Source organism: Paenibacillus sp. Marseille-P2973, from assembly GCF_018101095.1.
GTDB classification, from domain to species: domain Bacteria; phylum Bacillota; class Bacilli; order Paenibacillales; family Paenibacillaceae; genus Fontibacillus; species Fontibacillus vini.
Map to the genome: position 1 here is coordinate 99,064 of NZ_JAGQEH010000005.1, position 13,765 is coordinate 112,828.

General features: G+C 48.2%; 6 protein-coding genes. 4 read left to right on the forward strand and 2 right to left on the reverse strand.

Annotation, left to right across the window (positions count from 1 at the left end):
- Nucleotides 1-541: 541 nt before the first annotated feature.
- Nucleotides 542-2,284: an alpha-glycosidase gene (locus KB559_RS12545; protein WP_211022280.1), complete on the forward strand. Its 1,743-nt coding sequence runs from the start codon at nt 542-544 to the stop codon at nt 2,282-2,284.
- Nucleotides 2,285-2,366: 82 nt separating this feature from the next.
- On the opposite strand, the gene KB559_RS12550 is transcribed toward KB559_RS12545, so the two are convergent.
- Nucleotides 2,367-7,595, reverse strand: coding sequence for an alpha-amylase family glycosyl hydrolase (locus KB559_RS12550; protein ID WP_211022281.1), 5,229 nt, complete (start codon nt 7,593-7,595; stop codon nt 2,367-2,369).
- Between the two features lie 465 nt (nt 7,596-8,060).
- Here KB559_RS12550 and KB559_RS12555 point away from each other — a divergent pair, with 465 nt between their 5' ends.
- The 3 genes from KB559_RS12555 to KB559_RS12565 all read left to right on the forward strand — a co-directional run bounded on the left by KB559_RS12555 (nt 8,061) and on the right by KB559_RS12565 (nt 12,239).
- Complete coding sequence (locus tag KB559_RS12555) at nt 8,061-9,095, forward strand: LacI family DNA-binding transcriptional regulator (RefSeq protein WP_211022282.1); 1,035 nt, start codon at nt 8,061-8,063, stop codon at nt 9,093-9,095.
- A 90-nt stretch (nt 9,096-9,185) separates the two neighbouring features.
- Nucleotides 9,186-9,845, forward strand: coding sequence for a beta-phosphoglucomutase (pgmB, locus tag KB559_RS12560; RefSeq protein WP_211022283.1), 660 nt, complete (start codon nt 9,186-9,188; stop codon nt 9,843-9,845).
- A gap of 75 nt (nt 9,846-9,920) precedes the next feature.
- Complete coding sequence (locus KB559_RS12565) at nt 9,921-12,239, forward strand: glycoside hydrolase family 65 protein (RefSeq protein ID WP_211022284.1); 2,319 nt, start codon at nt 9,921-9,923, stop codon at nt 12,237-12,239.
- 149 nt (nt 12,240-12,388) lie between these two features.
- Here KB559_RS12565 and KB559_RS12570 read toward each other — a convergent pair whose 3' ends face one another.
- Nucleotides 12,389-13,750 (reverse strand): MATE family efflux transporter, encoded by a 1,362-nt coding sequence (locus tag KB559_RS12570; protein WP_211022285.1) that lies wholly within the window; start codon nt 13,748-13,750, stop codon nt 12,389-12,391.
- Nucleotides 13,751-13,765 lie beyond the last annotated feature (15 nt).

The following is a 13,765-nucleotide window of genomic DNA, read 5'->3' on the forward strand; positions in this document are numbered from 1 at the left end:
CCGAATAGAAAGCGCTTTATAACTGAAATAATCATACAACATAGCAAGGGCATTGTAAAAACGTTTGCACATATCGTTTTTGGGTATAATCGCTTTATTTTATTCGTAATGCTCCCTAATGCTCTTGTTTTCGCAAAATAGCTTATTTTTATCGTCTTATTTTTAAGCTCTATTCCTCCTAGTTCGGCCTGCTATCAAGGCTTTCGGCGGAAACCGGATTCTATTCGCGAAAAGAAAAATCCTCCTATTCTTTCAGTCTTGTGCAACGGTTTGAACAATGCTATAATCCTGAACCATAAACGGTTCCATCCGCTATGGATCCCGTCTTTGTTCCCAATGCACAATTTGAAGGCACTGTTATCTTCAAGGTACATCCTCGGCTACTATTCTTGCCGCGGTGTGCCTTTTTTATTATGAACCAACCAGGATAGGGTACCGTTAAACGGTTACTATATCTTAAGGGCAACCCTCGTGCCGTGCATCGCATCGACAGCTCCGCCAGATGGAATTAACTTAATACAGACCAAGGAGGAAATGAATCATGCAGCTTGAAGCGGTCTATCACCGTCCGAAACTGAACTGGTCCTATGCCTATGATCTTGAAACCGTCCATCTTCGCCTGCGCGCAAAAAGGGACGACTTGACCGAGGTTTTCGCTTTTGCCGGCGACAAATACATATGGGATCAAAGCAAGGAATTGATCCCCATGTCCAAGCTTACTTCGGATGAACTGTTCGATTACTGGGAATGCGCCGTCAAACCGAAGTATCGCAGATTAAAATATGGTTTTCTGCTAAAGTCGGGGGATGAGGAAATCTGGATGACGGAGAATGACTTCTCCAAGGAACGTCCTCCGGTCCCGGACCGCTTGTTCGAATACCCGTTCATCAATCCCGCCGACGTGTTTACCGTTCCGGCTTGGGTCAAGGATACGATATTTTATCAAATATTCCCCGAACGGTTTGCTAACGGGAATCCGGACAATGATCCTGAAGGCGTGCTCCCTTGGGGCGGCAAACCGGAGAGAGAGAATTTCTTCGGCGGAGACCTTCAAGGAGTCATCGATCATCTTGATCATCTTAGCGAGCTTGGCATCACAGGGATCTACTTCACTCCCGTTTTCGAGGCAACGACAAACCACAAATACGATACTGCCGATTACATGAAGATCGATCCTCATTTCGGCGATATCGAAACGGTGAAGAAGCTTGTTAAAGCGTGCCATGACCGCGGCATCCGTGTTCTGTTCGACGCGGTGTTCAACCATTCCGGCAAAACGTTTGCCCCATTCGTCGATGTGATGGAAAAGGGCGAAAAATCCCAATATAAAGACTGGTTCTCCGTCCGCCAATATCCGCTTGAGGTAAAGGATGGCGTGCCGACATACGATACGTTCTCCTTCGAGCCGCTCATGCCGAAGCTGAACACGGACAACCCTGAAGTTAAACAATACTTACTGAAAGTCGCTGAGTTTTGGATTAAAGAGGTCGGAATCGACGGCTGGCGGCTGGATGTCGCCGACGAAGTCGACCACCAGTTCTGGCGGGATTTCCGCAAAACGGTCAAGGCCGCTAACCCCGATGCTTATATTCTCGGAGAGATTTGGCATGAATCGTCCCCTTGGCTGCAAGGCGACCAATTCGATGCGGTCATGAATTATCCGTTTACGGATGCGGTGCTTGATTATGTAGTGCGCGGCACACTGGATGCCAAAGGCTTTGCCAACGCTATCGGCAGACAGCTGTCCCGCTACCCGCAGCAAGCCAGCGAAGTAGCTTTCAACCTGCTGGATAGCCATGACACGCCGCGCCTTCTGACGCTCTGCAAGGGCGATAAAAACAAGATGAAACTCGCCGCTCTGTTTCAATTTACTTACGGCGGCACACCATGCATTTACTATGGCGATGAGATCGGGCTCGATGGTGAACAGGATCCCGACTGCCGCAAATGCATGGAATGGGACCCGGAGAAACAGGACCATGATCTGTTTGCGTTCTACCGCAAGCTGATCGCAGTCCGCAAGGACCTTGCCGCGCTGAGATCCGGCTCCATCCATTTCCTGATTGCCGAACAAGGCGGCAGCAAGCTGGCTTATGAACGCCGGCTCGGCAAAGAATCGGTACTCGTGCTGCTTAACAACTACGATGCGGCGCAAACCTTGGAAGTGCCGGCCAAAGATCTAATCTGGCGGGATGCCATGAACGGCAGCACTCATGAGACTTCGGACGGCAAACTGGCCGTGAAGCTTCCGGCATATGGATATGCAGTATTGACGCAAGCATAGCAACTTGCCAAAACATGAAATGGCGGTGCGGGGAACATCTCCCCGGCACCGCCATTCTTTATACGGATATAACTTTTAATTTTTACAATCCCGCTTTCTCCATAAAGAGAATAAGCACGGCAGCTACTTGCTCACGAGTCGAGGTTGCGGCAGGTTCAAATTTATTCTGCCCCATTCCGTTCATAATACCAAGTGCTTTTGCCGCTTTAATGCTGTCTACGGCGTAAGCGGATGCCTTGCCCAGGTCGGAGAATGCTTCCTCTGCCCCAGCAGCCTCATTCGCCGGTTGCCCGGTCACCTGAGCATAAGCCTTCATCAGCAAGGTCGCCATCTGCTCTCTGGTCATCGTCTGGCTCGGACGGAAGGTTCCATCCTCGTAGCCCGATACGATGCCCAGCTCGCTCAAGGCAGCGACATAACCGGCATAGTAGCTGTTCTCGGCTACATCGCTCATGCCGGAAGAAAGCCCTGCCACATCAAGCCCCATTGCACGGCCCAGGAATGCGGCAAATTCACCTCGAGTGACCTCTCCCTTCGGATTAAACCGCTCTGCATCTACACCGGATGCAATATGTTTTGCAGCCAGAATCTCGATATAATTTTTGGCCCAGCCGCCCATCACATCACTGAACGTTTTGTTGTACTCCATAACGATATATTGGGCAAACCGGTCTGTCGAGAAGGTGATGCGGTTACCATCCCACTTACCGCCTACGTAAACAACAGATCCGTCTTCATTGACCGCATAGACTCCTGCCTTGTTCTTGTCCCCAATTCCTTTCAAGGCGGTCTCCTCAAGGGTCAGCGTCACTTTTACTTTGGCAGCCAACTGGATTGCGCTGGCTTTCTTGCCTGCATCTACACTTGAGAATTTAAAGTTATAAGTCCCCCCAACCGGGCGGTAAGCCCCATCTACAGTAGGGGTGCTGCCTGCTTCTTTACTGAATACAACCGTTCCATCTTTCTGAATCGCTGAAGCCGGAATACTTCCTGCTGGGAACTCAACCGTGGCATCAGGGAATACGAGTTGAAGAGCAGTCTTTTGCTCCAAAGCCTTCCCAACTGCACTTCCCGGAATCACGAGCTCCGCCGCTTCTCCCGCAGCTACTCCAGAAATTTGAATGGTTACTGGTTTATTACCGTTCACGGCAGCCGCAATGGCTTTCTCCAGATCGGCTGCACTCACTTCGGCTACCTTGCGTCCGTTCTCACCGGCTTTAGCCGTTACGATCACAGACTCGGGTACTGCCGGTGTTGGATTACCGGCGCCTGGAGCTGAGGATCCTGTTGATCCGGAACCAGGATTCGATGTTCCCGGAGGAGTTACCGTACTCGAAGCCGCAGCCAATACGATCGTTCCTCCGTCCAGACTGGACGGCAGCGTTAATGTCACTTTGCCGTCACTATCGGCCTGCACCGTTTGATTGCTGTACTGTTCAACCCATTTCGTATTTTTGTAGCCAGGTACAGTAAATGTAATTTGTTGTGCAGTAGTCTTAGTATTTATACCTACAACTACGCTCTTGCCTTGATACGTCCGGGTAAACACATCATATCCGTCCTGGTCGGAGCCGCCGATTTGCGCACGGGTTCCTTTGGAGAAAATTTTCGAATAGTTGTCGCGGATATGCAGCATTTTCTTATAGTGTTCGTAAATATGGCTGTAAGTCGGATCGTTCAACCCTTCCCAGTTGAAATCGTACCGGTTTTCGCTAAACAGGCCTTTGGACATATCTCCGGCGTTCATTCCGGACTGTCCTACTTCTTCGCCATAATAAATAACAGGTTGGCCCTTGGCCGTAATTTGCAAGGAAGCTGCGATCTTATGTTGCGCCTGCAAGTTCCTCAATACTTCTGCGTCCAGAGTTCCGTCCTTGAATTTTTGGCGATCGGCTTCATCCGTAAGCAAACTTACCATGAACCCGTTCTCGTCATGGCTGCTCAGGAACTGGCCGAGCATGGCCGCATTGTCGATCTTACCGTTGCGGTCCTGAAGCCTCCGTTCGACAGAATCGATTTTTCCTTGGACAAAATCGTTGGCAATTCCTTTAAAACCGAAATCGAGTTCGGAATCCATCGTACCCGTACGCAGATAGCCTCCATCGTTATCCACGCTCGCCCCGTAGTTCTCCCCGATCATTTTGAAGGCAGGATTGATTTCGGTCATCCGGTTTTTGAATGCCATCCAGGTCGTGTCCTCTACATGCTTGATCGTATCGACACGGAAATAGTCGATCGTGTTGCCGCTGGCCGTCTTGGATTTCTCAATCCAGTCGGACTGCCATTTGATAATTTGCTCGCGCACGGCAGGATCTTCCGTTTTGAAGTCGGGAAGACCGGCTACTTTGTTCTTGATAACGGGATCTTCGTCGGAATCCCGCAGCATTCCGGCGAATACCTCGCGTTCAGTCTCCGTAGGAAGGTTACTTAAACCGCTCCAATTTGGACTCAACTGATCCATGCCGTAGCCGGTATGGTTCAAGACAACGTCAAGCATGACTTTAATGCCTTGGGCATGAGCCGCATCCAACAGATTTTGAAAATCTTTCAAGTCTCCAAGATGCTCATCGATTTCAGTAAAGTCTTTAGCCCAGTAGCCGTGGTAAGCATACTGATTGCTGTTGAAATCAACGCCCTTGTTAAAGTCGATGTTATCAACAATCGGTGTAATCCAGATCGTATTGATACCGAGATCCTTCAGATATCCGATCTTCTCGGTAACGCCCTTGAAGTCCCCGCCGTGATAAGTTTCCGCATGACTGAGGTCGTAATTCTCCCCATTTGGATCGTCATTGGTGGTATCTCCGTTCAAGAATCGGTCCGTCAGCATGAAATAGATCCGGGCCTCATCCCAGTCAAAATCGTCTTTTCCGACCGTTTGCCGTGATTTGACCGTAACGATGGCATTTTGAGTATGTTGGTTACCATATATGTCCAGAATGGTTATCGGTATTTTTTTCTGTCCCGCGGTAACAGAGTCCTTCACTGCAATCGTTAACGCCTTAAGATCTTTGTCAATCGTTGTTTCTGGTTTTCCGCCAAGGACTGTTAAATCTGCATAAATACGGTCAATCTCACTCTCCTCAATGTCTGAGATAGCAAGACTAAGAACCGCGTTCTCGTTAGATGAAAAACTCTTCGGATATACATTTGACTGCATAATCGGATTCGTTTTCTTTAAAACGATAACGGACTCACCGTTTTTAGAATTCTTTGGATCCTGCACTTCGCTCTCAGAACCATCTTTCTTTGTTACGACAAATGTATATGGGTAAGTACCTTCACCGATTTCGTCGAGATTAAAAGTGAACCGTTCGTCCTCTGCAGAGTAATTCATTTCATATAATTTACCGTCAATTTTCAAATGAACGGCTTCGATAAGATCCATCTGGTCTGATTCATACAAAGCCTGATCCCGATAGGTAAATGAGGCACTCCATGTATCTCCCTGTTTCACTAACACAGGCGCAAAAGTGCCCGGCAAGGTTCGCAATTCTATTTGGCCAGCAGTAACAATGACCTTCGTCAATTCTTCCGATCCGGTATGAATATACCGATCAATATTTTGATCCACAATCGCAGTTGTCCAATCGGTCCCTTTACGTATTTTAAAACCAACTTTGTTTACTGTTTCTCCAATTTGGATTATTGCAGTTGCCTTATTACCTTCAAATTTCGTGAAATTAATTTGGTCATTGACTTTTCCTGTGTCCCAAACCCAAAGGTTCCATTTCTTCAATTCATCCAGACTTGATTCATTGGACAAATAAGTGAATTTAACGGATCTTTTTATTGGTTTAAGTGCTTCTAAATCTGGTTTAGAATAGTAAACCTCTGATCTTCCTTCTACTAACCAGACCTCTACTGAATCTTTGCCAACTGGGATATTGATTTTAACGGTTGCTTCTTGACTAACCCATTTGTTTCCATCCATGAGTTTTACGATTGCGTTTAGTGAAGACTCAGAGAATTTATAAGTTCCTGTCGCCATACCGTTGGATTCGCTTTCAAAGGGATAGTGGTCCCCAAGCTTTCCGTCTGGATAGAGCCATAAATCCCAATCTTTCACTGTGTTGTCATAGCGGTAATAGTTAATGGTGAACGAATTCATTTTTTCAATGATTTTAATAGTCTTGGTAGTTTCCAAGCCATTGTAAGAAGCTTTGACTTCTACGCTTCCCTTGGCTGCGTTAGGAGCGACAGTCAACAAACCGGCATCCGAGATTGAAACGCCAGTAGGATGAGTCACTAACTCCCAATCCGCTTGTTGGGAAACCGGCGTATCTTTTCCTGCTTGATACTCTTCAGCCTTCAGTTGCAGGGAGCCTCCGATCTCCACTTCTTCGCCTGATTTAATTGTGAGTCCTGGAACGATAGCCAGGGAATTATCTCCTGCACTAAGCGGATTCAGCGGATCGACAAAACTGCCGGCCCATTTCCCCAAATTCGGAATGAATTTGTATTGGTAAGCCCCTGGAGCAAGATCGCGAGTGACGCTAAAAATTCCGTTCTCCAGCTCCATAGGAATAGCTTCGTTCACATTCCAGTCATTCAAGCTGCCGACCAAGTATAGGGAGGTCAACTCGCCTTGGGCTACATTGAAGGTGATTTTTCCATCGCTTATAACCGGACTTTGCAGTGCCTTATCCGTGATTCGTATCGTTTTCGTGACTTTCCACTGATCGTAAGCGATATCAAGCTCAATATTACCTTGATCCGCATCAGCGGCCACACTTATCTCATTGGTTTTATCGTCAAACTCAACGCCTTTTAAGCCTGTTTTCAAGGTAACAACTGCCGGGACGGTGTCCCCTTGGTTGCCTGTGTAATAAACAGCGTCAATAACTGAGGATGTATTAAGCAATATTTCTGAAGGTACTTTGACCGCTAACCCCGGAACAGAGAGGCCAGGGTTGTTACCCTTTTTAACGAGATTCCATGGATCTCCGATCCATTCCCCGTTCGGGTCCTCGGAGGGATACCATGCCATGCCATACTCGTACCAACCGGCAGGGATATCCAGTGTTCCGGACCACAGGTTAGTAGAATCTTTGCTTAGGTCCGTGTTATTCCAACCGTTAAACTCTCCCTTAACAATTACTTTGTCCTCTTGCCCTTCCCCTTCATAATTAAACGTCACTTTTGCTCCGGTATCGCTTCTTTCCCCGATGACCGGACTGGCTATAACGGTGCTGGAGCTGCCCTCGACCGGTTCCTCCGCTCTCGCTTGAGTAAGGAAGCTGCCGAACGAACCGACAACCAATACAAAAATGAGCAGGCGGGAAATCCAGCCTTTCCATGACTTATGCATTTTGTTAAGACCTCCTAAGTAGTATTCACTGACTTAAATCATAAGAAATACTGAAATAAACGACTTGTGGCAGGCGTGTATGTATCCTCCTTTCAACCCATAAATTGCGCAAACGTTTGAATAAAATTTAATACTTTTCTGTTATGTCTAAGGAGTACATTAAGCGTGGAAAGCGCTTTTATGTTTCTAATCATATTATATTAAGCGCTTCCAAATGTTAAAACGTTTGCACAGTTGATTTTTAGAGGATTTTATCCCTATTCCTTCTGTTTCCTTATTCATTCTCTTTCAATCTTCGAATTACTTATTATTTAATTAATAAAGTAAAAATCTCACAATCATGCCCATCTCTAGGGGAAAATGCTCATAATATGACACCTATTCCCCGCTTTCTCTATTTACTTTCCGCTATGTTTCGATTAATATTACAATGTAAAGCAAACGGTTCCACAGAGGAGGTTTTTTATGGCTGTTACCATAAAAGATGTTGCCAAAAAGGCCGGAGTATCACCCTCTACCGTGTCCCGGGTGCTGTCCAATCATCCAAGAATTAGCGCCGAAACTTCGAGAAAAGTAAAGGACATTATGGATCAGCTTGGATACCATCCGAATATCATGGCTAAGAGCCTGGTATCCAAAACAACCAACAGTATTTGCATCATGTTGCCGAAGTCTGCCGAGGAGTTATTCTCCAACTTTTTCTTCATGGAATTGATCCGCGGGATTGTCACGCAAGCCAGCCGTTTAGGCTACGACGTGCTGATTAGCTCGGGGGCCAATGAAAAAGAAGAAATTGAAGGCGTATCCAGACTGATTAACGGACGCCGGGTAGATGGAGTGATTTTACTTTATTCGAGGAAAGATGACCCTGTTATCGATTTCCTGCATGAGAACGGTCACCATTTCGTTCTGATTGGACGAAGCGAGCAATATCCCGATATTTTATCGGTGGATAACGATAACGTCCAGGCTTCATATGATGCCACGAAGCATTTGATCTCGCTCGGACATGAACGGATCGGGTTCGTCAGCGGACCTCCCGACCTGGTCGTTTCCAAGGACCGGCTAAAGGGGTATCTGGATGCGTTGCATGATTCGGGACTGGAAATGCGCCCTGAATGGATTGTGGAAGGAGAATTCTTGCAAGACAGCGGCTATCGTGCGATGTCGTTCTTCATGAATTTACCGGATCGTCCTACGGGGATCGTCCTAATCGACGACGTGGTATCCTTCGGCGTGTTGCGTGGCCTGCATGAGCTCAAGTACAAAGTCCCCGAAGATTTATGTTTGGTCAGTTTCAACAACATTCCCTTGTCTGAATTGTCGACACCACCGCTCAGCAGCATAGATATCGGAATTTACAATTTGGGATACACCGCTTCCCAGGTTCTGATCCAGTCGATCCAAAACAACAACGACAAGAACTATCAGAAGCGGCAAATCATTCCACATCGTTTGATGGTTCGTGAATCTTCCATGTATTCGATATCGAAAAAATAAGGCGCGGGACACAAAAAATAATCGAAGCGACGGCTTCTTTTATTTTTTGCAATTTGTTCAAACGTTTGCGCTATAGGAGGAGGAGAGGTTATGACCTCAATTAAAGCATGTTTATTCGATCTGGACGGTGTGCTTGTCGATACCGCCAAATATCACTATCTTGCCTGGAAACGCTTGGCCGACGAATTGGGCTTTGAGTTTACCGAGCAGGACAACGAACGATTAAAGGGTGTCAGCCGAATGGCTTCGCTCGATATTTTGCTTAGCGTCGGCGGAGTCGAACTGGATGAAGCGGCCAAGCTGGAGCTCGCCGAGCGCAAGAACAATTGGTATTTCGATATGATCTCCAAAATGGATGATTCCGAAATTCTGCCGGGAGCGCTTGAATTTCTGAAGGATTGCCGGGAGAATGGCTTAAAAGTCGCCCTGGGTTCAGCCAGCAAAAATGCCATGACTATTTTGAACAACACCGGGCTCACGCCATATTTCGACGCCATTATCGACGGGACCCGGACTACCAGCGCCAAGCCCGATCCCGAAGTATTTACGCTGGGGGCTACTGAACTGGGCGTCTCCCCGGATGAATGCGTCGTCTTCGAAGACGCGGAAGCCGGTATTGAAGCGGCTCAGCGGGCCGGGATGCGCAGCGTTGGCATCGGATCGCCATGCACGCTCGGCAAAGCCAATCTCGTCATCGCATCACTTGGAGATATTACGGTCGATCGGCTGTTGAGTATTGCCGCCGTCTAGAACTGCCATTCTTTTTTTATAACCCTATTCATATAAACAAAACACTTGATAACTTAAAGAAGGAGCCGGTAAATCGTGAGACAATATTTAAAACTGGATGAGTGGTCCATTATTGAGGAATCTTTTGACCCTTCTACGCATGAAATTTCCGAGAGCATCTTCAGCATCGGTAACGGGTTCATGGGTCAACGTGCAAATTTTGAGGAGCAATACAGCGGAAAGTCCCTCCAAGGCAGCTACATGGCCGGCGTATATTATCCCGATAAAACGCGGGTCGGCTGGTGGAAAAACGGGTATCCCGAATATTTTGCGAAAGTGTTGAACAGCACCAACTGGATCGGTATCAACGTGCTCATCAACGGCGAGTCGCTGGACCTTGCCAAATGCGAGGTTAAAGACTTCGTACGCGAGTTGAACATGAAAGAAGGCTACTTGTCCCGCCGTTTCGTAGCAGTGATGGAGAGCGGCAAAGAAGTTCGTGTGGAATCGATCCGCTTCGTTAGCATGAAACGTCAGGAAATCGGAGCGATTCGCTATTCGATTACCCCGCTTAATTTCTCCGGAAGTATCCGGATTGTGCCTTATTTGGACGGAGACGTTCAGAACAAGGATTCCAACTATGACGAGAAATTCTGGCTCGAAGTGGAAAAGGCAGCGGCTCCGGATCTCTCTTACCTGACTTTGAAAACGAAAAAGCTGGATTTCCATGTTACGTCGGTCATGGCTTTTGATGTTTACAAGAACGGACAAAAGCTGGAGTTTGAAGCCTCCGTATCCGAGCGCGAAAAATTCGTTTCCGCGGAAGCCGCTTTTGAAGTTGAACAAGATGCAACACTGACTGTATACAAATATGTCGCCAACGTGACTTCCCGCAATCACGGATTAGGCCAGCTTGTGGAAGTGGGCAAAAACCTCTTGCTTGAAGCACATGCGGCCGGATTCGATACCCTGCGTCAGGAACAAGCCGATGCCTGGGCTGATAAGTGGAAAGGCAGCGACATCATTATTGAAGGTGACGTCTCGGCTCAGCAAGGGATCCGCTTTAATATTTTCCAATTGAATCAAACGTACACCGGGGAAGACGATCGTCTGAACATCGGACCGAAGGGCTTTACAGGGGAAAAATACGGCGGCAGCACCTACTGGGATACCGAGGCTTACTGCGTACCGTTCTATCTGAGTACTGCGGATTCGAACATTTCCCGCAACTTGCTGATCTATCGCTACAAGCACTTGGAGAAGGCAAAGGAAAACGCCAAGAAGCTCGGCTTCACTAAAGGCGCGCTCTACCCGATGGTTACCATGAACGGCGAAGAGTGCCATAACGAATGGGAGATCACGTTTGAAGAGATTCACCGGAACGGCGCGATCGCTTACGCAATCTACAACTATGTGAATTACACCGGAGATAAATCCTATCTGAGTCAGTACGGCTTGGAAGTGCTCGCGGAAATTTCCCGGTTCTGGGAAGAACGCGTCAACTTCTCCAACACCAAAGGAAAATACGTAATGCTCGGCGTTACCGGTCCAAACGAATACGAGAACAACGTCAACAACAACTGGTATACAAACCGGATTGCTTGCTGGACGATGGAGTATACGCTGGAAGTGCTCGATTATTTGAAAAAGAACGAGAACGCCCGCTATCTCGAGCTGATCGACAAGTTGAAGCTGACGAACGAAGAAACCGCCAAGTGGCAGCATATCATCGACAATATGTACTATCCGGTCGACGAAGAGCGCGGAGTTTTCCTGCAACAAGACGGCTTCCTCGACAAGGAACTGGTTCCGGTCAAAGACCTGGCTCCGGAAAACCTGCCGATCAACCAGAACTGGTCCTGGGACCGGATCCTGCGTTCCTGCTACATTAAGCAAGCGGACGTGTTGCAAGGCCTGTTCTTCCTGAGCGACAGATACGATCTCGAAACGAAAAAACGGAACTTCGATTTCTATGAACCGTTGACCGTTCACGAGTCCTCCCTGTCCCCTTGCGTGCACTCCATTATGGCCTGCGAGCTCGGCTATCAGGACAAAGCGTACGAAATGTACCTGCGCACTGCGCGTCTGGATCTGGACAACTACAATAACGATACTGAAGACGGCTGCCACACCACAAGTATGGCAGGAACCTGGATGGCTGTTATCCAAGGGTTCGCCGGACTCCGCGTTAAGAACGACGAGCTGGTGCTCCAGCCGTTCATTCCTTCGCACTGGAAGTCCTTCTCGTTCAACGTAATGTTCCGCGGCGCTACGTTGAAGGTCAACGTCGGCGAAGACGTCATCACCGTGACGAACGAGACCGATACACCGGCCGCGATCCGGATCTATGACCGCAGCTATACGGTCAGCGCACACGGAGAAATCCAGGCGCAAAGATCTTCCGTTACGATCTAAGTTATAGTATGAATACAAAAAGGCAGGCCCTGCGATATTATGCAGGGCCTGCTTTTTTCATGGCTACTTAGTCAACATGTTCAGAACAAATTGCGCCGCGTCGGCACTTATTGCCGCTTGATCCGGAGCAAACAGGCTCCTTACAAGGCTTATGCCGCGATATCGCCTACCAGGTTCTTGATCCACTTACGCGACCGGATTCGGGCCAAGCCGATGCCGAGCCGGACAACCTCCTCTAAGGACAGCACAAGATACACCAGGTAAACCGGTTGTTTGAAGACAAACGACAGGAGCAGCCCGGACGGAACCCCGATCAGCCACGTTGCCGCCGATTCCATCGCAAATACGAATTTGCTGTCCCCGCCGCTGTTCAAAATGCCCCCGGCCATAATCATGTTTCCGACCTTGACCCATAAGAAAGCGGCAAATACCCAAACCAGGTAAATTCCCAAGCGGTGGGCTTCCCCCGAAATATTAAAGAAGGATACATACCAAGGGGAAGCTGCCGCAATCACCAGGCCGACGGCAAGGGAAACGGATATTCCCAATGCAATGAACCGTTTGGCGTACTGCATGGCCGTCTCTTCTTCCCCGGCTCCGAGCTTGTTGCCGACCATGACTCCGCCCGCGCTGGCCAATCCCGAGAGCAATCCGATACAGATGCCCTGCAGCGGAAAGGTAATCGTCATCGCCGTCATCTCGGAGGTTCCCATCCGGCTGTAGATCATGGCATAAGCCGTCTCGCCCATGACCCAGATGAATTCGGTCAGGATGATGGGATAAGTTGTTTGAATGAACTTTTTCAGGAGCGGTCTTGGAATTACGAACAGGTTGCCGAAATCGACCGAACCCGGAAGCCTGAACTTATAGACAGCTCCAATAATTAATATGCACTCCACAATTCTGGCAATTAACGTTGCGATAGCCGATCCTTTTAACCCCAATTCCGGAAAACCCCAATTCCCGAAGATCAGCAAATAATTCAGTAGAATATTCAGAACTACCGTGAACAAGCTGACGAACATCGGCAATTTAACATGCGTCGTGCTTCTTAGAATGGCGGAATACATCATCGTAAGCATCGTCGGCACATAACTTAGCGAGATGAGCTGCAGATAAATGTACCCCTCTCCCAAGATCCGCTCATCCGTCGTAAACAAGGACAAACAAAGCTGGGGCTGAAAGAAGACGAGCAGTGTGAATAGAAACGATAATGCAAACCCGGCCATGAGGCCGATACCGAGCAATTGAGAGATGCTTTTGCGGTCCTGTTTTCCCCAGAACTGGGCCGCGTAAATCGACACGCCGGCAGAAAGACCGGCGAGCACTACGGAAATGACTCCGTATATTTTCGTTGCCATTCCGACGGAAGCGATGGCCACATCGCCCAGCTGTCCCACCATCAACTGATCCGTGAGCGTGAGCAAAGACATAATCAGGCTTTGAAACGTTACCGGAAGCGCAATTTTATATACGTTCTTATAAAAATCTCTTTTTAACTCATCGCTCATTTAACCTGATCCCCC

Bases quoted from the DNA above. Each gene is read 5' to 3' on its own strand.
- KB559_RS12545 (WP_211022280.1), top strand. From the start codon at position 542: ATGCAGCTTGAAGCGGTCTATCACCGTCCGAAACTGAACTGGTCCTAT.
- pgmB (WP_211022283.1), top strand. From the start codon at position 9,186: ATGACCTCAATTAAAGCATGTTTATTCGATCTGGACGGTGTGCTTGTC.
- KB559_RS12550 (WP_211022281.1), bottom strand. From the start codon at position 7,595: ATGCATAAGTCATGGAAAGGCTGGATTTCCCGCCTGCTCATTTTTGTA.
- KB559_RS12570 (WP_211022285.1), bottom strand. From the start codon at position 13,750: ATGAGCGATGAGTTAAAAAGAGATTTTTATAAGAACGTATATAAAATT.
- KB559_RS12555 (WP_211022282.1), top strand. From the start codon at position 8,061: ATGGCTGTTACCATAAAAGATGTTGCCAAAAAGGCCGGAGTATCACCC.